This window comes from Rhodococcus sp. AH-ZY2, from assembly GCF_030916465.1.
Classification (GTDB): domain Bacteria; phylum Actinomycetota; class Actinomycetes; order Mycobacteriales; family Mycobacteriaceae; genus Rhodococcus; species Rhodococcus ruber.
Map to the genome: position 1 here is coordinate 5,384,640 of NZ_CP126458.1, position 24,750 is coordinate 5,409,389.

The following is a 24,750-nucleotide window of genomic DNA, read 5'->3' on the forward strand; positions in this document are numbered from 1 at the left end:
GTGGCCTGCCCTTACACTGCCCGCGTGACAGCCGAACCGCATGCCGAACGTCCCGACCCGCGCTGGCTCGACACGGACGAGCAGCGGGCATGGCGGGCCTACATCGACGGCAATCACCGGCTGATGGATCGACTCAATCGCGACCTGCAGCAGGCCCACGGTCTGTCCCTCGCCGAGTACCGGATCCTGGTGCTGCTCTCCGAAGCCCCGGACGGGTCGCTGCGCATGAGCGACCTGGCCGACGGCGTGCTGTCCTCCCGCAGCCGCCTCACCCACCAGATCCGTCGCATGGAGGCGGCGTCGATGGTGGTGCGCAGTTCCTGCGCCGAGGACGGACGGGGGGTCCTGGCCACTCTCACCGACGAGGGCCGGCGCCGCCTCACCGAGGCCGCGCCCACCCACGTCGCCGGGGTGCGCCGCAACCTCGTCGACCTGCTCACGAGGACGCAGATCCGCGCCCTCTCCGAGATCTTCACCAAGGTGGAGGCGGCCGTCGACGAGCGGTGTGGTTAGGATTTGCCACGGAAGCGTGGCAGAGCGGCCGAATGCACTCGCCTTGAAAGCGAGCGTCGTGAGAGCGACCGGGGGTTCAAATCCCTCCGCTTCCGCCGGAGCCCGCCACCTGCATGTCAGGTGGCGGGCTTCCTCGTGGGACGGTCGCGCGGAAAAGTGCTTGTCGCGCGCGTTCGGACGCGCGCAAGTAGCACCACAGCGCGCGGACCCGCCGACAATCCCTGGAACGCGTTCTCGCCTCCTACACTGGCGCCATGGTCGGCGCAGCGGTTCGAGCGGCGGCAGCGCTGGCAGTGGGCCTGCTGACCGCCTGCGCGGCGCCGCAACCGGCGGCCGAACGGACCGCGGTCGACGTGGCCGCCGACGGTTACGTCTACGGCTACGCACCCGTGACGCTCGCGCGGACCCGGGCGAACATGCTCTGCCTGCTACCGGTGAACCGGCTGCACCACCAGTCCGCGACGGCCGATCCCACCTCGCGTGTCGTCGTCGCTCCCAACGTCGACACGCTGTATTCGATCGCGTGGCTGGATCTTCGCGGCGGTCCGGTGCTGCTGACCCATCCGGACATGGGAGCCCGGTACTTCGACTTCCAGTTTCTCGACATCTACACCGACGTCTTCGCCAACGTCGGCACCCGGGCGACGGGACCGGCGGCCGGTGCCCACGTCGTCGTCCCGCCGGGGTGGGACGGTCCGCTGCCCGCGGACGCGGCCGTCGTCGAGTCGTCCACCTGGGACGCGTGGATGATCGGCCGGACGCTCGTGGAGTCGGCGACCGACCTCGAGGCCGCCCGTGCCGCGCAACGGCAGTACTCGTTGACCGTGCTGGCCGCGCCCGTCGCCGGGGCGCCGCCGCCGCTGCCGCCGACCGCGTGCGGCAGCAATCCCGACCCGCAGGCGCTCGCGGCGTCGGGTCCGCGGTTCTTCGACGAACTGTCGGCGATCCTGGCCGCGAATCCGCCCCCGCCGGCGGACGCGCCGCTGCTCGACGAACTCGCGGACCTCGGGGTCCGGCCGGGCGCCCGGCCGAGTACGGGTTCCGCGGACACCGTCGCCGCACTCGCGACCGGGGTGGTCCGCGGCGAGCGACGCATCCGGGACCTCGTCGACTCGGATCGAGGGTCCGGCGAGGTGTGGCATTCGCTGCCGACCGCGGGCCGGTACGGCACGGACTACCTCCAGCGCGCGGTCGTCGCGACGATCGGGCTCGGCGCGAACGTGCCGGAGGAGTCGACGTACCACGTGGCCCGCGTCGCGGCCGACGGAACGACGCTCCGGGGTGAGACCGGCTATCTCCTGCGTTTCCCACCCGGGGGCCTGCCGCCGGTCGACGACCGCGGCTTCTGGTCCGTCACCGTGTACGGCCCGGACGTGTTCCTCGTCGCCAACCCCGTCGACCGCTACGCCGTCGGCGACCGGACGCCCGGGCTCGTCCGTGGTCCCGACGGTGGGCTCGACGTGTGGGTTTCGTCGCGGCCGCCGATTGCGGCCGGCCCGAACTGGCTGCCGGCGCCGCCGGGCGAGTTCGTGCTGATGTTCCGGTCGTACCTGCCTGCGGACCAGGGCTGGCTTCCGCCGGAACCGGTCCCGCAGCGGTAGCCCGCGTCCTCGTGTCCTGTCGTCACCAAGGGCTGCGCTCCGCGTTGGTGACGAGCCCCACTTTCTTGACCCGCCCCGGTCCGTACTGTGGAATCGGTGTTTCCGAAGTCGGGGGACGAAGGAACTTGATGCTCAGATCTGCGGTCGCGGCGCTCGTCGCGGCGTTCGTCGTGCCACTGTCCACGCTGTCCGTCGCGTCCGCCGAACCGGCGACGTCCGCGCGGGTGGAGCGGGTCGAGTCCGTCACGCCTCGTCGTTCGGCGGTGTTCGTGTACTCGCCGTCGATGCAGCGGGTCGTGCAGGTGCAGGTGCTGCATCCCGCCGGGGACGCGCCGCGCCCGTCTCTCTACCTGCTCGACGGTGTCAGCGCCGGAGCCGAGTCGGACTACCGCGAGAGTACGTGGACGCAGCGCACGGACATCGTCGACTTCGTCGCCGACAAGAACGTGAACGTCGTGCTGCCGGTCGGCGGAACCGCGAGCTACTACACGGACTGGCTCGCCCCGGATCCCGTCCTGGGCGTGAACGCGTGGGAGACGTTCCTGACGAAGGAACTGCCGCCGCTGATCGACGCCCGTTTCGCGGGCAACGGCGTCAACGCCGTCGGCGGCCTGTCGATGGGCGCGACGGGGGCGGCGAGCCTGATCGCCCGGAATCCGGACCTGTACCGGGGCGTGGCCGCGCTGAGCGGGTGCCTGGACACGTCGAAGGCGTCCGCGCAGGACGCGGTCCGCGGCACCGTCGCCTACAAGGGCGGCAATCCGGACAACATGTGGGGAGCGCCGGGGGATCCGGCGTGGGCGGCGCACGATCCGTACGTCCTCGCCGAGCGGTTGCGCGGCAAGGAGATCTTCATCAGCACCGGCAACGGTCTGCCCGGCCCGTACGACGTCGGACCCGATGCGGAGGCCCTCGACGTGGGCGGCCCGCTCGAGGTCGGTGCCTTCGTGTGCACGATCGGGTTCGACCGGCGACTGCGGGAGCTGCGGATTCCCGCCACGATCGTCTACCGCCCGTACGGCACGCATTCGTGGCCGTACTGGCAGGACGATCTGCGCACCGCCTGGCCGACGCTCGAGCGCGCTCTCGGGCTCGACTGAACGGGATCGATCAGGGCACCGTGATGCGGTCGGTGGCCGGCGGCGCGACGGGCGAGTGTGCCGCCAGGTAGGCGTTCAGGGCGTCGAGTTCGGCGCCCGCCCCGGTCGTCCGTCGCGCGTGCGTGAACCCGGTGAACCCGTCACCGCCGTCGGCGAGGAACCCGTTGACGACCACCCGGTACGTCGCGGCCTGCTCGAGCGGGCGGCCCGCGACGGTGACGTCCCGGATCCGGCCGCCCGGCGCCGCGGCCCGGTCGAGGACGTAGCGCAGCGTGTGCGACGGGGCGAGGATCCGCTCGCGGTTCGCGCCGCCGGCGTCCTGCTGGAACTGTTGTTCGAGGACCCCGACCAGTTCCGCACCGGTGAGCTCGAGCACCTGCAGCCGGTTCCCGAACGGTTGGGCCGCGTAGGTGTCGCCGTGGGTGACGACGCCGTCCTCGGAATGCAGCAGGTCGGCGCGCACTCCACCGGGATTGGTGAGGGCGAGCTGCGCCCCGGCGGGTTCGGCGGCCGCCAGCTGCGCGTCCGCGACGAGATTGCCGAGGGCCGACTCGCCGCCGGCCGTGGTGTCGCGGGTCAGGTCGGCGGCGATGCGGCCGACGAAGCGTTCGGCGACGTCGCGGGACTTGTCGACCGCCCGGTCCACGAACTGCTGCGTGCGCGGGTCGGGGGCGATGTCGTGGGTGACGACCTGGTTGAACGCGTGGGTACGGTCGCGCAGCACGTCGCGGCTCTCGCGGTCGATGGTCAGGTCCGCGACCGAGACGATGCGTCCGTGTGAGGCGCCCTGCAGCACGGTCCGGGGATTGCCCGCCGGATCCGGGTAGCTGCAGTTGAAACTGTCCTCGCCGTCCGCGGTGACGACGACATCGACCTTCGGTGACACCCGGGAGGTGAGGGCGCGCGCGGGCCCGGCGGCCGGGTCGCACGGGTCGGTCCCCGCCGACGGGGTCAGCGCCCCCTTGTAGAGCAGCACGATCGAGCGGACCCCGAGGGCATCGAGCGCGTCGGCGGTGCGGTCGACGGCCGTGATCTCGTCGGTGAACTGCAGGCCGGAGATGTCGTCGCCACGCACCACCTGCGGTGTGTCCTGGGGGGCGACACCGATGACGCCGACCGGCACCCCGTCGACGTAGTCCACGCTGAACGGCAGGGCCGCGGGACTGCCGTCGGCCTCCGCGACGTTCGCCGCGATCAGCGGGAAGGCGGTTCCGGCGTACTCCTCGTCGTACCGGCAGCCCTCGGGGTGGCACCCGCCGTCGCGCAGGCGCCGCAACTCGGCGTAGCCGTTGTCGAATTCGTGGTTGCCGAGGGCGGCCGCGGTCACATCGAGGCCGTTGAGCAGGTCCACGGTGGGTTCGTCGTGGAACATCGCCGATTCGATGGGCGACGAGCCCCACGTGTCGCCGACGGAGTAGAGCACCGAGTTGTCCGCCTGCGCGCGCAGCTGCCGGACGTAGGCGGCGAGATATGCCGCGCCGCCCGCGGGAACGGACGCGCCGTCGGAACGGACCACCTCGCTGCGGGGACCCTGGGGTGGGAGCAGGCTGCCGTGCAGGTCGCGGAAGGCGATCAGTCGCAGCGGCAGGGCGTCCGGAGGTAGTGCGGTCGCGGGGACGGCCAGCGACGTCCACAGGACGCCGGTCAGCAGGGCCGCGGACAAGGTCCACCGGCGTGTCACGCCTGAACCCATCCGCACACTCCGCTCCCTAGCCGACCGGACGAGTGTGCCAACGGTTGGTCACGTGATCGCCACCCGCTGATAACGGTTGGGTCTCGTAGACGCTTTCTCGCAGGTCAGGACGTCGAAATTTCCGCGATGTCGAGGCCCTTGCCGGTCGCGAATGTCAGGAATGCGTCGTTCTCGTGCGGATCGCCGATGGTCACCCGCACTCCGTCGTCCGCGTACGGGCGGACCAGCACGCCCGCCTCCGCGCACGCTTCGGCAAACGCCGCCGACCGGTCTCCGAGCGGCAACCACACGAAGTTGGCGTAGCTCTCCGGCACGGGATATCCGGCGTCGACGAGCCCCGTCCGCACGCGGTCGCGCTCGGCGAGCACACTGTCGGTGCGCGCCAGCAGCTCGTCGGCGGCCGCCAGGGAGGCGATGGCCGCCTGCTGCGCGAGCGAGCTCACGCTGAACGGGGTGTGCACCTTGTTCAGGACTTTGATCACCGAGGGGTCGCCGACCAGGTAGCCGACCCGCAGACCGGCCAGACCGTAGGCCTTCGAGAAAGTGCGGAGCACCACGACGTTCGGCCGGCCGGCGGCGAGCACGACCCCGTCCGCCAGTTCCGCGCCGGGCTTCGGGCGGGTGTACTCGAAGTACGCCTCGTCGAGCGCGACGAGCACCTGCGGTGGCACCGCGTCGATGAACCGCTCCAGCTCCGCCCTGCCGAGCAGCGCACCGGTCGGGTTGTTGGGATTGCACACGAACACCACCCGGGTGCGATCGGTGATCGCGGCGAGCATCGCGTCGAGGTCGTGGCCGTGCTCGGAGGTGTTGGGCACCGGCACCGGTTTCGCGCCGGCCACCGCCGTCACCACCGGGTACGCCTCGAACGAGCGCCAGGAGAACACCACCTCGTCGCCGTCGTTGCAGGCCGAGAGCACCAGCTCCTGGCACAGGCTCACCGAACCGTTGCCCACGGCGATGTTCTCGGGCTCGACCCCCAGCCGTTCGGCCAGCGCGCCGATGAGCACGGCAGCCATGTTGTCCGGATACCGGTGGACCGAGTACGCCGCCTCGGCGATCGCGTCGCGCACGCTGGGCAGGGGACCGACCGTGGTCTCGTTGCTGGCGAGCTTGATCGCGCCCGGAAAGCTGCGGCCGGGCACATAGGACGGGATCGAGACGAGGTCGGGGCGGGTCCGTGGGGTCACCAGCCGATTATGCGCCCGGCGATCACGTGCACTGTCGCGGTGGGTCGTGTCATCGTGGACGGTATGTCGGGAATCCACACTGCCGCGGCCCGGTTGCCGGACGGGTCGGGGCAGGTACCGCTGACCGTGTTCCGGCCGGAGGGCGCCCTTCGCGGTGGCATCGTGGTGTTGCACGAATCCCGCGAGTTTCCACCGGCCCTGCTGGCCTTCATGGAGGTGCTGGCTGCCGAGTGCTGGCTGGTCGTGGCACCGCACCTGTTCCATCGCGAGTTCACCGAGGACGACGAGGTGTTCGGGCAGAACCTGTTCGACGACGTCGATGCCGCGATGGACTGGTTGGTCCGCAGCGGGGTCTACCCCGACGCGGTCGGCGTGATCGGATTCGACGACGCCGGCACGGCGGCGCTCCTCGTCGCCGCGAACCGGCGGGTGGGGGCCGCGGTCACCGTCGCGGCGCACGGCATCCTGCAACCGCTGCGGCCCGACGTCCCCGCACTCGTCGAGGCCGTGCGCAGCCTGCAGGCGCCGTGGCTCGGTCTGTACGGCGAGGACGATCCCACGACCCCGCCCGGCGACGTCGAGCAGTTGCGCGAGGCGGCCGGACGGGCCGATGCGCCCACCTTGGTGATCGGGTATCCGGGGCTGGCGCATCGACCCGACGAGCCGCCCGTCGAGCACGACACGGCCGATCCCGAGACCGATCCGGCCGAGGCGGCGATCATCGACGCGCGGCGTCGGATCTTCGACTGGTTCGACTCGAACCTGCGCTGACCAGCCGTTTTGCGTTTGCTGTCCGAACGTGTGTAATCTTTCGTCCCGGCGGTTCGAGAGAATCGAAACCCCCCAGGGAGGCGTGCCAGAGCGGCCGAATGGGACTCACTGCTAATGAGTTGTCCCCTTTACGGGGGACCGGAGGTTCAAATCCTCTCGCCTCCGCCACGTCGGTGCAGCGTCACCGGCGACAACTGAATACGAGAACTGCATGCAGGACACAACTGCGTGCAAGAACTGCGCCCGTAGCTCAACGGATAGAGCATCTGACTACGGATCAGAAGGTTAGGGGTTCGAATCCCTTCGGGCGCACAGTGAAGAACCCCCACCGCTCCGGTGGGGGTTCTTTCGTCGTCGGTCCCGGAAGGGACCCTCACGAGTCGGTCAGACCGTGGTCGTACGCCTTGTCGAAGTCGTCGTTCACGAGGACGACGGTGCGGTCGATCCGGTCGATCATCGAGGCGGCGATCGAGGCCCGGTAGCCGGACCCGCAGTGCACCCAGACCTCCCCGTGCGGGACCTGGTCGAGCCGGTCGGCGAGGTCGTGCAGCGGGATGTTGACCGCCCCGCGCACGTGGCCGTCCTCGAACTCGTCCTTCTGGCGCACGTCGAGGATCCGGACCCGCTCGTTGTCGATCTCCCCGGTGAGTTCCGCGAAGTCCGAGACGCGGTACGACCGCAGTTCGTGCCCGTTGACGAGGGTGTGGATCTCGCCGACGGCCGCGCCGGCGAGTTCGTCGATACCGATGCGGACCAGCTCGCGCTTGGCGTCGGCGATCTGCTCGTCGCTCTCGCCGATGAGGGTCAGGGGCGCACCCCACTTGTAGAGCCAACCCAGGTAGGTGACGAAGGAGGTGGACAGTTCGAAGCCGAGCGTGCCGCCCAGGTGTCCCGCGGCGAAGGCGGTGCGCTCACGCAGGTCGACGACCCACTCGCCGGCGTCGATACGCCGGCGCAGCTCGGCCGGGTCGACCGGTTCCGGTGGCGACAGGTCGACCGACGACGGACCCGCCTTGTTGATCACACCCATGTGGGCGTAGTACGCGGGATAGGTGTTGAGTCCCGCGATGAGTTCGTCGACGTAGGCCTGCTCGTCACGGGTCAGCGCCGGGTTGACGTCGCGCTGCTGTCCCACGGTGGACGAGTCGCCGCTGGTGGGGGTGGCCGAGCAGAAGCTGCCGAAGCCGTGGGTGGGATACACCGGGGTGTCGGCCGGCACTTCGTCGGCGATCCGTCGCACGGAGTGGAACTGCGCGTGGGTCAGTTCCTCGGTGTACTGCGGGCCGACGAGGTCGGTGCGGCCGGTGGATCCGTACAGCATCGACCCGCCGGTGAAGATTCCGTGCGTGGCACCGGTCTCGTCGAGCAGCACATAGCTGACGTGGTGATGGGTGTGCCCGGGTGTGTGCATCACCCGCAGCCGGATGGGACCGGCGTCGATCAGGTCGCCGTCGTGGACGGCGCGTCGCTCGTAGTCCACATCGTCGCCGGCCGGGACGATGTACTCGGCCTCGACGGCACGGGACAGTTCCAGCCCGCCGGTGACGTAGTCGTTGTGGATGTGGGTCTCGAGGACGTGGGTGATGCGCGCTTCGCGGTCGTTGGCGAGCGCGAGCACCCGGTCGATGTCGCGCTGGGGATCCACCACGACGGCCACGTCCGCCTCGGTGATCAGATAGCTGCGGTCGCCGAGACTCGAGGTTTCGATGATCGATACGTCCATGTCGGTGCCTTCCCACGGTGCTTTCTCACTATGCCCCCGGATACCCGGGGGCGTACGAAGAATGCGCCGGTTACGCGACGAGTTCCGGCTCAGCGCAGGAACAGGGTGTCCACCAGCACGTACGCGGCCACGACGAAGACGAGCCAGGCGAACCACCGCCGCAGCCGGTCGGTTTCCATGCGGGTACCGAGGTGACCGGCAACCAGTGACGCGACGACCGCGGCCCCGGCGAACGCCGCAGTGAGCGGCCAGTCGATGTCGGCGTCCCCGATGTGCGCGACGAGCCCGGCCGTCGAGTTGGCGACGATGACGATCAGCGAGGTCCCCACGGCGACGCTCATCTCCAACCCGAGGAGGATCACCAGCGCGGGGATGATCAGGAAGCCGCCTCCGACGCCGAACAGCCCGGTCAGGAAGCCCACTCCCACACCGGCCGGGATCGACCTCGGCGCGCATCGCTTCCAGTCGATGCCGGAGTCACCGGTCGTGCACGCGGTTCCGGCGTCGTCGTTCTCGCGCAGCATCCGGATGCCCGCCAGCACCATCACGGCGGCGAAGCCCACCAGCAGTACCGGCTGCGGCAGCAACGTGCCGACCGCCGTCCCCGCAAACGTCGCGGGGATGCCGGCCGCGGCGAACACCGCGGCCAGCCGCCAGTCGACCTGCCCGGCCCGGATCTTGGGGATCGCCCCGGACAGGGCTGCCGCTCCGACGACGATCAGCGAGATGGGGATGGCCTGGCGGAACTCGAGTCCGAGGCCGTACACCAGGGCGGGAACCGCGAGGATGGATCCGCCGCCACCGAGGAGGCCGAGCAGGACCCCGAGGAGCGCTCCCAGAACGAGCGCGATTGCCGGTTCCACCGCATCCTCCCTTCGGTAGTCAGGAATCGGCAGTACCCGGTTCGGCCGCGGACAATGCGGCCTGCACCCGGTCCGCGGCCTCCACGGGATTCTCGTGCTCCCAGATCCGCACCACCGTCCACCCGGCCGCGGCGAGCGCCGCGTCGGTGTTCCGGTCGCGGGCCACGTTGGCGGCGAGCTTGGCGGCCCACCACTCGGCGTTGTTCTTCGGATCGGTGGCGTGCTGCGGGCAACGGTGCCAGAAGCACCCGTCGACATACACCGCCACTCGGCGACGCGGAAACACCAGGTCGGCGCGTCGACGGATGCCCTTCAGCGGCGCCCGATCGACGAAGTAGCGCACCCCGCGCCCGTGGAGCTCCCGGCGCAGGGCCACCTCGGGGACGGTGTCCCGGCGTCGCTGCCGTCTCATCCGGGCGCTGGTCTGCGGGTCGGTGGAGGGCACGGCAGCCGGATCCGTCCTCAGGCCGCGGCTTCGGGGAAGCCGCCCATGCGGTCGAGGTGGGACTCGACGTCGTCGAGGAAGCCGGGCACGAATCTCAGGTTGCCGGACCGAGCCCGCCGCAGGAATCCGGCCGTGGCCCGTGCGGACAGCAGTCGCGCGTCCTCCAGGTATCCCGCGAGGTCCTCGTACGGCTCCTGGACCGGCCAGTGCGACTCGTGCACCCGGAACGCTCGTCGCCGGGCCCCCCAGGCGGCACTCGGCCAGGGGTCCCCCGGCCGCAGCGCTGTCTCGTGGTCGGGGGAGTAGTCGATGGGCCGGCCGAGCCGTCCACCGACCCAGGCGGCCATGCGGACGCTCACGGCGTTGCCGACGAGCCGCCACCGATGCCCGGTCCGAACGCCGGGTGCCTGGGTGGCGGGTGCGGTCCAGTCCGGGTCGAAGCCCTGGAGCCGTTCGGCGTCGATCAGACCGGGCGTGACGATCTCTCCCGACGGCAACCGCACCGCCGGCGGACTGGCGATGCCGACCGTGGACCCGCCCTTGAGGGTGGGCACGGCGTTGACCGCCCAGCCCAGACCGCGTACGCCTTCCGTCCAGTAGAAGCCGCACGGGTGGGTGTCGGGATCGCCTTCCGCGGGGGCACCGGCGTCCTCGCCGAAGAGCACCGCGCGGGGATCGTCGGTCCGCGAGGCGAGCATGAGCACCCGCTGTCGCCGCTGCGGAAGTCCGAACGCGCGGGCGTCGACGACCCGGTACGCCCACGCGTACCCGAGATCTTCGAGCGCGTCGGTGATGTGACGCATCGCGGCGCCGCGGCCGAGTTGCAGCATGAAGGGGACGTTCTCGATGAGCAGCCAGCGCGGTCCCTGCTTGCGCCGCACCAACCGGAACACCTCGTCGACGAGGCCCGACCGGGAGCCGGTGATGCCGGCGGTCCGGCCGGCCTGCGACAGGTCCTGGCACGGAAAGCCCGCGGTGACGATCTCGGTTGCCTGAGGAAGGGAACGAAGGCGCGTGACATCGGTGTGCAGCGTCACGTCGGTGAAGCGAGCGCGAAGTACGGCTTGCGCTCCGGCGTCGATCTCGCAGAGCAGTTCGGTGCGCCAGCCGTGCTCGGCCAGTCCGAGCTCGAGTCCGCCGATTCCGGCGAACAATCCCACCATGTTCCCGGTCGACGTCACGGCACCCTTTCTCGCTTTGCTCACGGAGCACGTTACTCGAGAAATCGGGCGGCCCGTGCCGCGACGCGTGATGCCGTGATCACTGTCGCCGAAAGCCGGCACGGCTACCCGAGGGGACGCGACGACTCGAACGCGGCCTTCATCCGGACGACGGTCGCGATCCTTGCGGCGACGCGCGGTGCGACGTCACACGCACAGCCGTCCGACGCGTCTGCGTCGAGCTCGAGGAGGACCTCGTCGAGCGTGTCGAGCATGTCGTCGCAGGCGGCGGCGCACAGCGCCGCCGCGAGCGAACGCGGGTCGGGGCCATCCATCCGGGCCGGCTCGACGATCTCTGCGGGAAAGCCGCTCATGGGTCTCCTGTACCTGAGTGGGTGGCACGTAGCCCTCGGTAGATGAGACGCAGCCGGGCACAGGACGGTTCCGCGTCCCGGAAACACACGTACTCGAGCGCAAATGATGGCTCTGAGCTGGCGATTTGGCGTACAGCCGGATGTTCACGTAACTTATTCCAGGTCAGAGCGACACGGACACCGACCCGGCCCGCAGGGGCTCGGGACAACGAGGTTGGACGCAGGCGCCTGATTACCTTGATTGAGAACCTTCTGGTAAGGTTTCCAATCGCCCCGAGATCGGATCGGCCGCAGAGTTTTGACTCCGAAGGCCCCCGATGTTAGGCTGGAACGGTTGCCCCGGAGCAAGGCACTGAAGGTGCGGAGCGATGGTGTGTGCGTGTTCTTTGAGAACTCAACAGTGTGCCGATGAATGTCAGTGCCAAATTTTTTATTTGGTGCGATCAGATCAGACGCCGACCATGGTGTCAAGCCGATGAGGCGTCGTGATGATCGTTGCTGGCTGCCGCATTCTTCCGTCTGTGGTGGTCAGTGTTTTTGCTAGTTTGAGTTTTTTGCTAGTGATTCGGCTCTACGCTTATGGCTGATTACTCTTTCGGGAGGAATCGAGAGTCTTCAACGGAGAGTTTGATCCTGGCTCAGGACGAACGCTGGCGGCGTGCTTAACACATGCAAGTCGAACGATGAAGCCCAGCTTGCTGGGTGGATTAGTGGCGAACGGGTGAGTAACACGTGGGTGATCTGCCCTGCACTTCGGGATAAGCCTGGGAAACTGGGTCTAATACCGGATAGGACCTCGGGATGCATGTTCCGGGGTGGAAAGGTTTTCCGGTGCAGGATGGGCCCGCGGCCTATCAGCTTGTTGGTGGGGTAACGGCCCACCAAGGCGACGACGGGTAGCCGGCCTGAGAGGGCGACCGGCCACACTGGGACTGAGACACGGCCCAGACTCCTACGGGAGGCAGCAGTGGGGAATATTGCACAATGGGCGCAAGCCTGATGCAGCGACGCCGCGTGAGGGATGACGGCCTTCGGGTTGTAAACCTCTTTCAGTACCGACGAAGCGCAAGTGACGGTAGGTACAGAAGAAGCACCGGCCAACTACGTGCCAGCAGCCGCGGTAATACGTAGGGTGCGAGCGTTGTCCGGAATTACTGGGCGTAAAGAGCTCGTAGGCGGTTTGTCGCGTCGTCTGTGAAAACCCGCAGCTCAACTGCGGGCTTGCAGGCGATACGGGCAGACTTGAGTACTGCAGGGGAGACTGGAATTCCTGGTGTAGCGGTGAAATGCGCAGATATCAGGAGGAACACCGGTGGCGAAGGCGGGTCTCTGGGCAGTAACTGACGCTGAGGAGCGAAAGCGTGGGTAGCGAACAGGATTAGATACCCTGGTAGTCCACGCCGTAAACGGTGGGCGCTAGGTGTGGGTTTCCTTCCACGGGATCCGTGCCGTAGCTAACGCATTAAGCGCCCCGCCTGGGGAGTACGGCCGCAAGGCTAAAACTCAAAGGAATTGACGGGGGCCCGCACAAGCGGCGGAGCATGTGGATTAATTCGATGCAACGCGAAGAACCTTACCTGGGTTTGACATACACCGGACCGCCCCAGAGATGGGGTTTCCCTTGTGGTCGGTGTACAGGTGGTGCATGGCTGTCGTCAGCTCGTGTCGTGAGATGTTGGGTTAAGTCCCGCAACGAGCGCAACCCTTGTCCTGTGTTGCCAGCACGTAATGGTGGGGACTCGCAGGAGACTGCCGGGGTCAACTCGGAGGAAGGTGGGGACGACGTCAAGTCATCATGCCCCTTATGTCCAGGGCTTCACACATGCTACAATGGCCGGTACAGAGGGCTGCGATACCGCGAGGTGGAGCGAATCCCTTAAAGCCGGTCTCAGTTCGGATCGGGGTCTGCAACTCGACCCCGTGAAGTCGGAGTCGCTAGTAATCGCAGATCAGCAACGCTGCGGTGAATACGTTCCCGGGCCTTGTACACACCGCCCGTCACGTCATGAAAGTCGGTAACACCCGAAGCCGGTGGCCTAACCCCTCGTGGGAGGGAGCCGTCGAAGGTGGGATCGGCGATTGGGACGAAGTCGTAACAAGGTAGCCGTACCGGAAGGTGCGGCTGGATCACCTCCTTTCTAAGGAGCACTTCTCCCGGCGAGGGTTCACACAGGTGAATGCCTCTCGGGCAGAGACTGTTTCGTTCCCACACGTGGAACGGCAGGAGCTCATGGGTGGAACGCTGACAGGTATTTTCTTCGTCACCGCCGGTCCGAGTGCCGGCGGGAAGAGAGTTATATCGGTGCACTGTTGGGTCCTGAGAGAACACGCGAGTGTTTTGTCAGCGACGATGACCGGGAACGGGAAGGGTTCTTCTTTCCCCAGTATCGGTTGTTGTGTGTTGTTTGAGAACTGCACAGTGGACGCGAGCATCTTTGTTGTAAGTGTTTATGAGCGTACGGTGGATGCCTTGGCACCAGGAGCCGATGAAGGACGTGGGAGGCTGCGATATGCCTCGGGGAGCTGTCAACCGAGCTGTGATCCGAGGATTTCCGAATGGGGAAACCCAGCACGAGTGATGTCGTGTTACCCGCGCCTGAATATATAGGGCGTGTGGAGGGAACGTGGGGAAGTGAAACATCTCAGTACCCACAGGAAGAGAAAACAACATGTGATTCCGTGAGTAGTGGCGAGCGAAAGCGGAAGAGGCTAAACCGGGCACATGCGATACCCGGCAGGGGTTGTGTGTTCGGGGTTGTGGGGTTCGATGTGTCGGTGCTGCCGCACCGGCCGACAGTGAGAAATCGCCTGTGTTAGTCGAAGTGGTCTGGAACGGCCCGTCGTAGAGGGTGAGAATCCCGTAGACGAAAACACGGTGACTGTCGATTCGGATACCCGAGTAGCAGCGGGCCCGTGAAATCTGCTGTGAATCTGTCGGGACCACCCGATAAGCCTGAATACTCCCTGGTGACCGATAGCGGACTAGTACCGTGAGGGAAAGGTGAAAAGTACCCCGGGAGGGGAGTGAAATAGTACCTGAAACCGTGCGCTTACAATCCGTCGGAGCCTTCGAGCAGTTTGGTCTGCTGGGGGTGACGGCGTGCCTTTTGAAGAATGAGCCTGCGAGTTAGTGGCATGTCGCGAGGTTAACCCGTGTGGGGTAGTCGTAGCGAAAGCGAGTCCGAACAGGGCGTATCAGTGGCATGTTCTAGACCCGAAGCGGAGTGATCTACCCATGGCCAGGGTGAAGCGACGGTAAGACGTCGTGGAGGCCCGAACCCACTTAGGTTGAAAACTGAGGGGATGAGCTGTGGGTAGGGGTGAAAGGCCAATCAAACTCCGTGATAGCTGGTTCTCCCCGAAATGCATTTAGGTGCAGCGTCGCGTGTTTCTCACCGGAGGTAGAGCTACTGGATGGTCTAGGGGGCCCACAAGCTTACCGAAATCAGCCAAACTCCGAATGCCGGTGAGTGAGAGCGCGGCAGTGAGACTGCGGGGGATAAGCTTCGTAGTCGAGAGGGAAACAGCCCAGATCGCCGGCTAAGGCCCCTAAGCGTGTACTAAGTGGAAAAGGATGTGGGATCGCTGAGACAACCAGGAGGTTGGCTTAGAAGCAGCCACCCTTGAAAGAGTGCGTAATAGCTCACTGGTCAAGTGGTTCTGCGCCGACAATGTAGCGGGGCTCAAGTACACCGCCGAAGCCGCGGCACTCACACAACACCCACTCGTTTCTGCGGAGACGGGTGCAGTGGTGTGGGTGGGTAGGGGAGCGTCGTGCCGCCGGGGAAGCGCCGGAGTGATCCAGGTGTGGAGGCGGCGCGAGTGAGAATGCAGGCATGAGTAGCGAAAGACGAGTGAGAAACTCGTCCGCCGAATGACCAAGGGTTCCTGGGCCAGGTTAATCCGCCCAGGGTGAGTCGGGACCTAAGGCGAGGCCGACAGGCGTAGTCGATGGACAACGGGTTGATATTCCCGTACCCGTGTGAACGCGCCCCTGGTGAATCAGTGATGCTAACCGTCCTGAAGCCGGCCGGTTCCTTCGGGAATCGGTCGTGTGGATGCACGGGACCTTCGGTGGTAGTAGCCAAGCGATGGGGTGACGCAGGAAGGTAGTGGGGCCGGTCAGTGGTTGTACCGGTGTAAGCCTGTAGGGCGTGACATAGGCAAATCCGTGTCGCACGAGCCTGAGAGGTGATGCGTAGCCGAATGAGGCGAATTCCATGATCCTATGCTGCCGAGAAAAGCCTCTAGCGAGCTTTCACACGGCCCGTACCCCAAACCGACACAGGTGGTCAGGTAGAGAATACCGAGGCGATCGAGAGAACTGTGGTTAAGGAACTCGGCAAAATGCCCCCGTAACTTCGGGAGAAGGGGGACCAGCCCTGGTGAAGACCTTCGCGGTCGGAGCTGGGGGTGGTCGCAGAGACCAGAGAGAAGCGACTGTTTACTAAAAACACAGGTCCGTGCGAAGTCGTAAGACGAGGTATACGGACTGACGCCTGCCCGGTGCTGGAAGGTTAAGAGGACCGGTCAGCGGAGCGATCCGCGAAGCTGAGAATTTAAGCCCCAGTAAACGGCGGTGGTAACTATAACCATCCTAAGGTAGCGAAATTCCTTGTCGGGTAAGTTCCGACCTGCACGAATGGCGTAACGACTTCTCTGCTGTCTCAACCACAGACTCGGCGAAATTGCATTACGAGTAAAGATGCTCGTTACGCGCGGCAGGACGAAAAGACCCCGGGACCTTCACTACAGCTTGGTATTGGTGTTCGGTTCGGTTTGTGTAGGATAGGTGGGAGACTGTGAAGCGGTGACGCCAGTTACCGTGGAGTCGTTGTTGAAATACCACTCTGATCGTATTGGACCTCTAACCTCGGACCCTGATCGGGTTCAGGGACAGTGCCTGGTGGGTAGTTTAACTGGGGCGGTTGCCTCCCAAAATGTAACGGAGGCGCCCAAAGGTTCCCTCAGCCTGGTTGGCAATCAGGTGTCGAGTGCAAGTGCACAAGGGAGCTTGACTGTGAGACCGACAGGTCGAGCAGGGACGAAAGTCGGGACTAGTGATCCGGCACCGGCATGTGGAAGCGGTGTCGCTCAACGGATAAAAGGTACCCCGGGGATAACAGGCTGATCTTCCCCAAGAGTCCATATCGACGGGATGGTTTGGCACCTCGATGTCGGCTCGTCGCATCCTGGGGCTGGAGTAGGTCCCAAGGGTTGGGCTGTTCGCCCATTAAAGCGGCACGCGAGCTGGGTTTAGAACGTCGTGAGACAGTTCGGTCTCTATCCGCCGCGCGCGTTAGAAACTTGAGGAAGGCTGTCCCTAGTACGAGAGGACCGGGACGGACGAACCTCTGGTGTGCCAGTTGTCCCGCCAGGGGCACGGCTGGTTGGCTACGTTCGGAAGGGATAACCGCTGAAAGCATCTAAGCGGGAAGCCTGTTCCAAGATGAGGTTTCTCACCCCCTCGAGGGGGTAAGGCCCCCGGCAGACCACCGGGTTGATAGGCCGGAACTGGAAGTGCGGCAACGCATGCAGGTGACCGGTACTAATAGGCCGAGGACTTACCACGAAGAAGCTACGCGTCCACTGTGCGGTATCTGAAACAGCACACACATCAGATACCGAAGCCCGACAAGGGTATTCGAGAACTCTGATGCGTGACGTTTCGCAGAGTTACGGCGGCCATAGCGACAGGGAAACGCCCGGTCCCATTCCGAACCCGGAAGCTAAGCCTGTCTGCGCCGATGGTACTGCACCCGACAGGGTGTGGGAGAGTAGGACACCGCCGAACACCCGTTACCGGAAGCCCCCCGACCTCGTCGGGGGGCTTCCGGCATTTCTGCATGTTCCGGCCCGTCCGCTCTTGTCCGCGGTCCGGCACAGGCGAATCATTGACTCCACGGTGGTCGCGATCGCCGGCCGTCGGGTGACGTCGGTGGTGGACGGCGACGGGTCGGCCACGGAAATCGTTTGGGTGCGGGCTCGTCCCGCACGCGGAGGCGATGGAGATGTTCATTCAGGTCTGGCAGGGAAAGGTCCGCGACGAGCAGGGGTTGAAGGACTGCCTGCAGCGGTGGACGGACGAGCTGCGCCCCGGCGCCGTGGGCTATCTGGGCAGCACGTCGGGATTCAGTGACGACGGCACCTTCGTGTCGGTGGCCCGGTTCGAATCGGAAGAGGCGGCCCGCCGGAACAGTGAACGTCCGGAGCAGGGCGAGTGGTGGGCCGAGGCGGAGCAGTGCTTCGACGGCGAGATCGTCGTCCACGACTGCCGCGACGTCGAGGTGTGGATGGAAGGTGGCTCCGACACCGCAGGGTTCGTTCAGGTGATGGAGGGGCACAGCCCCGATGTCGGGCGGATGAAGAGCCTGCTCGTGCAGAGCCAGGAACGGGTGCATCAGTTGCGACCCGAGATCATCGGCGGCACGTTCGCCACCTACGGCGACGACGGGTACGTCGAGACCATGTACTTCTCGTCCGAGGACGAGGCGCGTGCCCACGAACGGATGGAGATACCCGACGATCTGCGGCCGCTGCTGGAAGAGGAGATGCGGCTACAGGGCGATGTGCACTACTACGACCTGCACGCACCCATTCTCACCCCGAGCGGCAGGTGATCCGGGAGAACCGTCGGTAGGAAGTCCGGGCCGTGACGACACGGCCCGGACCAGGATCAGGGTCTCGGCCTGTGGGGCAGGGCCCGGGTGAGTCGCGGCGCCCAGCCGTGGGACGGCCAGCGCTTGAGCCCCAGCCGATCCGGCGTCAGACGGGTGTCGACGAAGAGCTTCTCGAGTTCGGGATCGGCGTCGCCGAGGAAGCGGTAGAGGATCGTGCCGCCGTTGTCCTCGGTGCGGGAGGCCGCTTCCCACCCGGTGGCCCGGTAGGCGCCGCGGACGATGTTGTCGGCGACGACCAGGATGGGCAGGCCGTCGATCCGGCGTGCCGACGCTCCGGCCGGCCACGGACGGTCGGCGAGCCCACGGACCTGCTCGGCGGACGCCGATTTCGCCTCGGTGATCCGGAGCACGACGCACGGCGTGGGCAGCTCGGGTGCGGCCTCCGCGGAGTACTGACGAATCAACTCCTCGACGGGACGGGCCACCCGGTCGGATTCCTCGGTGGCGCCGACGAGATTGGTCAGCACGATCTCGCCGTCGTGCGGTTCGAGCAACCCCAGTACCGAGACGAGGGCCTGCGCGGTGAAGCCGGCGGCGTGATCGGCGTCCACGGCCGGGGCCACCCGGTCGGCCACGACGTAGTGACCTACGGAGTAGCCGGAGTCGTAGACGGCACGGATCCGGCGCACGGCCGCGTCGGTTTCGGGGGTCTGTGCGGGCGCGGCTTCGCCGCCGGCGGCGAGTTTGTGGTCTTCGCCGAGCGCGGTCCAGGTCAGGACGAACAGCCGGTTCCCGCGGCCCTGCCCGACGTGCAGGACGGTATGGTCGCGCGGGTCGACGAGGGCGTACACGTAGGCACCGAGCTGTTCGACGACCGTCGCCGGCAGCGGGTCCGGGGTGGGGGTGCGGTCGTCGACGTCGGTGACGATCTCGCGCAGGACGGCCAGACGCAGCGCCACCGGCACGGTTCCGGCGGAGCCCCCGAACAGTTCGCGGTTGGCTGCATCGACAGAGCCGAAGGTGCGTCCGGTGTGGCGGGCCAGGGCGGCGAGCGCATGCGTGAACTCGGCAAGCCGCCGGCGAGGGTCCGCGGCGGTGTCGGGCAGCTCGTTGCTGGTCAGGAACATCTGGATCTCGGGGGACTCCAGGAGGATCTGGGCGATGTTCTGAGGAACTGTCCACACGGTACGCATGAGGCGACTGTAGGCCAGTCTTTCCCGGGCAGCGGGTTACGTGCTCAAACGCGCCGCACAAGGAGGTCGGTCACCGTGCGGACACCCCGTCGTGGTGTCGCGGACATGTCCCCGTGGTGTGACGGCAGACACGTTCGAAGGGGTCGTGTGCTACACGAAGGGCACGATTCCCGGCACCCCTGCTCCCCGGGAGTGGCTCGTCGCTTAACGTAGACACGTGAGCATCCCAGTCCCCGATGCCGCGCGGTCTGCGGCGAGCCCAGCATCGAACTGGCCCGCGATTCTGACGTGGCGGGCGTACGACGTTCCTCGGATGGAGTCGGTGCGTGTCCAACTGAGCGGCGATCGCATCAAGGCGGCGGGCCGGATCGTGGGCGCGCAGTGCGCGGAGCATCCCGCGTTCAGCGCGTCGTACGACCTCGTGACCGACGAGAACGGTGTCACGCGCCGGTTGTCGGTGCGCACGACCCTGGCCGCCGGTGAGAGGCACATGTCGATCAGCCGGTCCGAGGAGGGCATCTGGATGGTCGACAACGGCACCCAGCACCAGCGGTCGGCGTTCGGCGGTGCACTCGACGTCGACGTCATCCTCAGCCCGTTCTTCAATGCGCTGCCGATCCGCCGCTACGGGCTGCAGTCCGGCGCGGACGAACTCGAGGTGCCGGTCGTCTACGTGAATCTGCTCGATCTCGGCATCGAGGAGGCCACGCTCGTCTACAGCAGCGCAGCCGACGGCATCCACGTCCTGTCCCCGGTGTCCAGTTCGTCGGTGACGGTCGACGGCGATGGGTTCGTCGTGAACTACCCCGGCCTGGCGGGACGGATCTAGGACGGGTCGGTCAGGAGAGGTCGGTGCCCTCCACCGCCATCGCGAGTGCCAGAGCCGTGGACTCGCCGGGATGACTGCCGTGCCCGCCGGTCCCGGAGGTCAGCCCGACCACCTGTACGCCGATGGGGAGATCACCGCCGCCCGGAGCAGGGACGGACACCGCCGGTACGCCGAGCACGCTGAACGGGATGCACATCTGCAGCAGTGGCCCCCGCAGCGCCGCGGGATCGCTGTCGAGCGCGGCCGAGCGCAGCGGGGTCGTGACGGTGATCAGCGCATCCAGCCCGTCGTCGCGCCGTAGCCGGCGCAGGACGTCGCGGCGCAATCGGACGGCCGCCCGCACGGCCCGGACGTAGTCCGTCGCCGGACGGTCCCGCTGAGCCGCGAGCAGCGCCGCGGTGGCCGGCTGGTAGAGGTCCGGGTCGTTCTCGAACCAGCGCTGATGGGTTTCGTACGCCTCCGAGCCGGTGACGACGGGATAGACGCCGAGGAGGTCGTCGGTTTCCGGCAGGGGCACGTCCCGCACCTCGGCACCGAGATCGGTGAGGGTGCGGCAGGCGTCGTCGAGCGCGGACTCGAACGCAGCGGGCACGTCCCAGATGCCGCCGCGCAGCCGTCCGACCCGCAGTCCCGAGACGGGTGTGCGCAGGTGCGCGATTCCGGGCAGCGCGCCCCAGGCCAGGGCCGCGTCGAGGACGTCGCGGGCGAGCAGGCCCACATGATCGAAGGTGGTGGACAGGGGGAAGACCCCGTCGACCGGCAACGCGCCGAACGTGGGCTTGAGGCCGACGACGCCGCACAGCGCCGCCGGGGTGCGCACGCTGCACCCGGTGTCGGTGCCCAGTGCCAGCGGCACGATGCCCTTGGCGACGAGCGCCGCCGACCCCGAGGACGAGCCGCCGGTGATGCGGGTGGGATCGTGCGGGTGCCGGGCCGGCCCGGCCGCGTTGACCAGGCCGCTGGGCCCGTACGCGAACTCGTGCAGGTGGGTCTTGGCGACCACGACGGCGCCGGCCTCGCGGAGCCGCTCGACGATCCTGGCATCCTGCGCGGCCGGCGCCGCGTCGGCGAGGACCTTGCTGCCGCAGCGGGTCGGCATGCCCGCGACGTCGATGTTGTCCTTGACGGCGACGGCGACACCGTGCAGCGGACCGATCCAGTTGCCGGCCGCGAGCTCGGCGTCGGCGCGGGCCGCCGATTCGAGGGCCGCGCCGTCGTTGCGGGCGGCCACGAGATTCGACCACGGCGTGCCGTCGAGGGCGTCGAGGTCGGCCAGCACCTGCCGGACGTGTTCGGTGGCGGTCAGCTCGCCTTTCGCGAGTGCCGCGGTGGTGTCGCGCAGCGTCACCGCGTCCACACCTCGCCGCGACGACCCGCCTCGCGCAGTCGGGCGAGCCAGTCGTCGTCGCCGGGGACGACGCCGGTGACGGGTCGGCGGTCGCGTTGCTCGAACCGTCGCCGGGCGGCGTGACCAGCGGCGGTCAGCTCGGCGGTGCTGCCGTCGGCGAGCTGTTCCCGAGCGACCCGCAGCACCTCGAGGGTTTCGTCGAGGGCCGTGAGCAGCGCCGGGGCGTTGCCCTCACACATCGCGTCGACCAACGTGGGGGTGGTCCCGGCGACGCGGGTACCGTCGCGGAACGATCCCGCCGCCAGACCCAGCGCCAGGTCGCCGCCGGCGGCCCCGGACAGTGCCAGCGCCTCGGCGAGCAGATGGGGCAGGTGCGAGACGCGGGCGACCGCCGCGTCGTGCTCGCCCGATTCCGCGGGTACGACGACGGAACCGCAGTCGAGGGCGAGCTCGGCGACCTGCGTCCACACGTCGGGGTCGGTGCCCTCGTCGACGGTGACCACCCACACCGCGTCGCGGAACAGCTCCGCGAATCCCGCCGACCACCCGGACTCGGCGGTGCCCGCCATGGGATGGCCCCCGACGAAGCGTGCGGAGAGTCCGTGGGCGGCGACCAGGGCGGCGACCTGCGACTTGACGCTGACCACGTCCGTCAGCGCCACGTGCGGGGCGTGCTCGGCGACCGCCGCGAGCACGGCGCCGACTGCGGGTACGGGCACGGCGACGACGACGAGGGCGTCGGATTCCGCGGCGCGCCGCAGCGTGGCCGGCAGGTCGGTGGAGGCGTCGAATCCGTCGGCTCGGGCGGCCTCGACGGGCTCCGGCGAGCGGTTGTACCCCCAGGCCTCGCGGCCCGCGGCGACGGCCGCACGCAGCAACGATCCGCCGATCAGGCCGAGGCCGAGTACGCACACGGGCGGGGTGGACGCGGAGGTGGGCACCCGACCAGGTTGGCACATCGCCCGCTGGACTTCATTCACGGGACCGCGCCGACTACCGTTGCGCCCATGGCTGCGCAGCGTGCGGGGAACAAGAGTCCCTCCGTGAGTTCGACCGAGGATCTCGACGGGTTCGGGGTCGCCGTGACGCGGGAGGACGGTCGCTGGAAGTGCAAGGCACTGTCGGCGGCGGTGTTGACGAGCCTCGAGGTGGCCGACCGGGAGCTGCGCGAGTTGCGCAGCACCGGGGCGATCTTCGGGTTGCTCAACGTGGACGACGAGTTCTTCGTCATCGTCCGGCCGGCCCCGTCGGGCACGCGTCTGCTGCTGTCGGACGCGACGATGGCGGTCGACTACGACATCGCCGCCGACGTGCTCGATGCGCTGAACATCGAGATCCCGGACATCGACCCCGACGAGCTCGACGACATCGAGCCGTGGGAGGAGGGCGACCTGGGAATCCTGGCGGACCTGGGATTGCCGGAGCCGGTGCTGGCGGTGATCGCCGCCGAGACCGACCTGTATCCGGACGAGCAGATCGACGAGATCGCCCAGCGGCTCGGGTTCGACGATGTGCTCGCCACGGCGCTGGACAAGCTGCGCCGCTAGATGGGCCTGCGCGACGACGAGGCGCTGATCCGGGCCGCGCTGGAGGCGGCCGCCGCGGCGCCGGCCGGGGACGTGCCGGTGGGTGCCGTCCTGTTCGCCGCCGACGGGACCGAACTGGCCCGGGCGGCGAATTCGCGGGAGGCGACGGGCGACCCGACGGCGCACGCGGAGATCCTGGCGCTACGCGCGGCCGCGAAGGTGCACGGCGACGGCTGGCGCCTCGAGGGCACGACGCTGGCCGTGACGCTGGAGCCGTGCACGATGTGCGCGGGCGCGCTGGTGCTGGCCAGGGTGCATCGCGTGGTCTTCGGGGCGTGGGAGCCGAAGACGGGTGCGGTGGGGTCGCTGTGGGACGTGGTGCGTGATCGCCGGCTCACCCATCGTCCGCAGGTGCGCGGCGGGGTCCTCGAGAAGGAATGCGCCGCAGTGCTCGAGGACTTCTTCCGCGCGCAGCGGCTCCCGGAACCGTCGTGACCTGGGGATTTCAACTCCGGGACCGAATCCGGTAAAGTCGTGGGCGGTGGCGTGTCCGAGCGGCCTAAGGAGCACGCCTCGAAAGCGTGTGACGGGTAACCCCCGTCCGAGGGTTCAAATCCCTCCGCCACCGCCACGAACGGCCCCTCATCTTCGCAGGTGAGGGGCCGTTTTGCTGTCTCCGTGCAGTGCGGCTAGGCCTCGTTTGGGCACACTTTGGGCACACTTGCCTGTGAGTAGCGGGCATGAAGGGTGACGGCAACGGCGTCTAGGTCGCTATCGAACAGGTCCGCGTACGTGTCCAAGGTGACCTTGGCCGAGGTGTGCCCGAGCATCCGCGCCAGGGCGAGGACGTTCACCCCCGCACTGACTGCCAGCGATGCCGCGGTGTGCCGCAGATCATGGGGGGTGATCGTCTGCACCCCGGCTCGCTTCACTGCGCCGGCGAACCATCCGCCGTTCGACTTCGGCCGGGGAAGGTAGGCGCCGTTCGGCCCGGGAAACACAAGATCCTCGGGCCCTTTACCCCGGCACAGTACGGACAGCTCGTCTAGGACGAACTCAGGCACCGGAACCGACCGGGTGCGCTTGCTCTTGGTCCGCCCTACCGCGTGATCGACCCCGAGTTGCACGGCGTTGTCGTGCACGGTCAGCCGCCGGCGCAGGAACTCGACGTCACGCACTCGCAGCGCGACCGCCTCGCCCCACCGCAGGCCGGTATAGGCGAGCATGAGCACCAAGGGTCGATACTGGCCGGACTCGACGGCAAGGCGGGCGACGTCCTCGGCCGACAGGTACACGCGCCGTTTGGTGGTCTTCCGTGGCAGGTTCTCGACTCCACGGGCGGGGTTGCTTGCCAGCCGGCGCGACTTCACGGCGTCATCGAGGATCGCTGCGAGCACCCCATAGGCCCGGACGACTGTTGTCGCGCCGCTGCCGTCTCGCTGCATCTGCGCTATCCACTGCTCCACTCGTGCCAGCTCGACGTCCGCGATCCGCACCGAGCCCCACCGCGGTTGCACGTGGGTTCTCCACGCCGAATCGAGGGTGCGGTAGTTCGACGGTGCGACGTCCGCTTGTTTGCGTTCGAGCCATTCGGGGGCGAGCTCGCTGAGGGTGATGCGGCCGAGGGATGGGGGTACGTATTCGCCGCGCATCTTCTCGACCTCGACGGTTGCGGCGAATGCTTCGGCGTCGCGCTTGGTCTTGAATCCGCGCTTTTTCGACTGGGTTCGGTCGGGTGTGCGGAATCGGACCATGTACCGCTTGCCCGTGGCAGTCTCGTACGACTCAATCGTCGCCACGG

The 24,750-nt window shown here is 67.5% G+C and carries 19 protein-coding genes, 4 tRNA genes and 3 rRNA genes; 15 read left to right on the forward strand and 11 right to left on the reverse strand.

Annotated elements, in window-relative coordinates; genetic code table 11:
- Positions 1–24: 24 nt before the first annotated feature.
- From QNA09_RS25725 to QNA09_RS25740, 4 genes are all read left to right on the forward strand, one after another.
- Positions 25–513, forward strand: coding sequence for a MarR family winged helix-turn-helix transcriptional regulator (locus QNA09_RS25725; protein ID WP_010596152.1), 489 nt, complete (start codon positions 25–27; stop codon positions 511–513).
- A gap of 10 nt (positions 514–523) precedes the next feature.
- Positions 524–608 (forward strand) — tRNA-Ser (locus tag QNA09_RS25730).
- 198 nt (positions 609–806) lie between these two features.
- The gene (locus QNA09_RS25735; RefSeq protein WP_059175043.1) at positions 807–2,114 is read left to right on the forward strand and encodes a DUF1254 domain-containing protein; all 1,308 of its coding nucleotides are present in this window, start codon (positions 807–809) and stop codon (positions 2,112–2,114) included.
- A gap of 128 nt (positions 2,115–2,242) precedes the next feature.
- Positions 2,243–3,214 carry an alpha/beta hydrolase family protein gene (locus QNA09_RS25740; RefSeq protein ID WP_010596150.1) on the forward strand — a complete coding sequence of 324 codons (972 nt, stop codon included), beginning with the start codon at positions 2,243–2,245 and terminating at the stop codon, positions 3,212–3,214.
- A gap of 10 nt (positions 3,215–3,224) precedes the next feature.
- Here the strand turns inward: QNA09_RS25740 and QNA09_RS25745 are convergent, their stop codons facing one another.
- The gene (locus QNA09_RS25745) at positions 3,225–4,907 is read right to left on the reverse strand and encodes a bifunctional UDP-sugar hydrolase/5'-nucleotidase (protein ID WP_203011361.1); all 1,683 of its coding nucleotides are present in this window, start codon (positions 4,905–4,907) and stop codon (positions 3,225–3,227) included.
- Positions 4,908–5,011: 104 nt separating this feature from the next.
- Positions 5,012–6,097, reverse strand: a complete 1,086-nt coding sequence (gene hisC / locus QNA09_RS25750; protein ID WP_248957428.1) for a histidinol-phosphate transaminase — start codon at positions 6,095–6,097, stop codon at positions 5,012–5,014.
- Between the two features lie 63 nt (positions 6,098–6,160).
- On the opposite strand from hisC, the gene QNA09_RS25755 reads away from it, so the two are divergent.
- The 3 genes from QNA09_RS25755 (at position 6,161) to QNA09_RS25765 (ending at position 7,180) form a co-directional block, all read left to right on the forward strand.
- A complete protein-coding gene (locus tag QNA09_RS25755) occupies positions 6,161–6,868 on the forward strand; it encodes a dienelactone hydrolase family protein (protein ID WP_026138073.1) in 708 nt (235 codons plus the stop codon).
- Positions 6,869–6,944: 76 nt separating this feature from the next.
- Positions 6,945–7,036 (forward strand) — tRNA-Ser (locus tag QNA09_RS25760).
- 71 nt (positions 7,037–7,107) lie between these two features.
- Positions 7,108–7,180 (forward strand) — tRNA-Arg (locus QNA09_RS25765).
- Positions 7,181–7,241: 61 nt separating this feature from the next.
- Here the strand turns inward: QNA09_RS25765 and QNA09_RS25770 are convergent.
- The 5 genes from QNA09_RS25770 to QNA09_RS25790 form a co-directional block, all read right to left on the reverse strand.
- Complete coding sequence (locus QNA09_RS25770) at positions 7,242–8,591, reverse strand: MBL fold metallo-hydrolase (protein WP_048774342.1); 1,350 nt, start codon at positions 8,589–8,591, stop codon at positions 7,242–7,244.
- 89 nt (positions 8,592–8,680) lie between these two features.
- Positions 8,681–9,454, reverse strand: coding sequence for a sulfite exporter TauE/SafE family protein (locus tag QNA09_RS25775; protein WP_010596145.1), 774 nt, complete (start codon positions 9,452–9,454; stop codon positions 8,681–8,683).
- A gap of 19 nt (positions 9,455–9,473) precedes the next feature.
- Positions 9,474–9,899, reverse strand: coding sequence for a very short patch repair endonuclease (locus QNA09_RS25780; RefSeq protein WP_048774344.1), 426 nt, complete (start codon positions 9,897–9,899; stop codon positions 9,474–9,476).
- A 17-nt stretch (positions 9,900–9,916) separates the two neighbouring features.
- Positions 9,917–11,062 carry a DNA cytosine methyltransferase gene (locus QNA09_RS25785; protein WP_043805762.1) on the reverse strand — a complete coding sequence of 382 codons (1,146 nt, stop codon included), beginning with the start codon at positions 11,060–11,062 and terminating at the stop codon, positions 9,917–9,919.
- A gap of 122 nt (positions 11,063–11,184) precedes the next feature.
- Positions 11,185–11,433, reverse strand: a complete 249-nt coding sequence (locus QNA09_RS25790) for a hypothetical protein (protein WP_010596142.1) — start codon at positions 11,431–11,433, stop codon at positions 11,185–11,187.
- Between the two features lie 615 nt (positions 11,434–12,048).
- Here QNA09_RS25790 and QNA09_RS25795 point away from each other — a divergent pair.
- From QNA09_RS25795 to QNA09_RS25810, 4 genes are all read left to right on the forward strand, one after another.
- Positions 12,049–13,571 (forward strand): 16S ribosomal RNA (locus tag QNA09_RS25795).
- 300 nt (positions 13,572–13,871) lie between these two features.
- Positions 13,872–17,005 (forward strand): 23S ribosomal RNA (locus QNA09_RS25800).
- A gap of 105 nt (positions 17,006–17,110) precedes the next feature.
- Positions 17,111–17,227, forward strand: a 5S ribosomal RNA gene (rrf, locus tag QNA09_RS25805).
- The 16S, 23S and 5S rRNA genes sit together here, the layout of an rRNA operon.
- Positions 17,228–17,444: 217 nt before the next feature.
- On the forward strand, positions 17,445–18,053 hold the full coding sequence (locus QNA09_RS25810) for a hypothetical protein (protein ID WP_026137974.1): 609 nt from the start codon (positions 17,445–17,447) through the stop codon (positions 18,051–18,053).
- Between the two features lie 56 nt (positions 18,054–18,109).
- On the opposite strand, the gene QNA09_RS25815 is transcribed toward QNA09_RS25810, so the two are convergent.
- Positions 18,110–19,246: a GIY-YIG nuclease family protein gene (locus QNA09_RS25815; protein ID WP_010594847.1), complete on the reverse strand. Its 1,137-nt coding sequence runs from the start codon at positions 19,244–19,246 to the stop codon at positions 18,110–18,112.
- Between the two features lie 217 nt (positions 19,247–19,463).
- Between QNA09_RS25815 and QNA09_RS25820 the strand changes: the two genes are divergently transcribed.
- Complete coding sequence (locus tag QNA09_RS25820) at positions 19,464–20,075, forward strand: putative glycolipid-binding domain-containing protein (protein WP_072786589.1); 612 nt, start codon at positions 19,464–19,466, stop codon at positions 20,073–20,075.
- Between the two features lie 10 nt (positions 20,076–20,085).
- On the opposite strand, the gene QNA09_RS25825 is transcribed toward QNA09_RS25820, so the two are convergent.
- Both QNA09_RS25825 and QNA09_RS25830 read right to left on the reverse strand, forming a co-directional pair.
- Positions 20,086–21,432, reverse strand: coding sequence for an amidase (locus QNA09_RS25825; RefSeq protein WP_010594848.1), 1,347 nt, complete (start codon positions 21,430–21,432; stop codon positions 20,086–20,088).
- Positions 21,420–22,382, reverse strand: a complete 963-nt coding sequence (locus QNA09_RS25830; protein WP_040273537.1) for a prephenate dehydrogenase — start codon at positions 22,380–22,382, stop codon at positions 21,420–21,422. The genes QNA09_RS25825 and QNA09_RS25830 overlap by 13 nt, the downstream gene beginning before the upstream one ends.
- Before the next feature lie 48 nt (positions 22,383–22,430).
- Between QNA09_RS25830 and QNA09_RS25835 the strand changes: the two genes are divergently transcribed.
- The 3 genes from QNA09_RS25835 (at position 22,431) to QNA09_RS25845 (ending at position 23,580) form a co-directional block, all read left to right on the forward strand.
- Positions 22,431–22,970, forward strand: a complete 540-nt coding sequence (locus tag QNA09_RS25835; protein ID WP_017681614.1) for a tRNA adenosine deaminase-associated protein — start codon at positions 22,431–22,433, stop codon at positions 22,968–22,970.
- Positions 22,971–23,444: a nucleoside deaminase gene (locus QNA09_RS25840; protein ID WP_010594850.1), complete on the forward strand. Its 474-nt coding sequence runs from the start codon at positions 22,971–22,973 to the stop codon at positions 23,442–23,444. It abuts the gene before it with no gap.
- 45 nt (positions 23,445–23,489) lie between these two features.
- Positions 23,490–23,580 (forward strand) — tRNA-Ser (locus tag QNA09_RS25845).
- Positions 23,581–23,638: 58 nt separating this feature from the next.
- Here QNA09_RS25845 and QNA09_RS25850 read toward each other — a convergent pair.
- A complete protein-coding gene (locus tag QNA09_RS25850; RefSeq protein ID WP_308072148.1) occupies positions 23,639–24,748 on the reverse strand; it encodes a tyrosine-type recombinase/integrase in 1,110 nt (369 codons plus the stop codon).
- Positions 24,749–24,750: the final 2 nt, after the last annotated feature.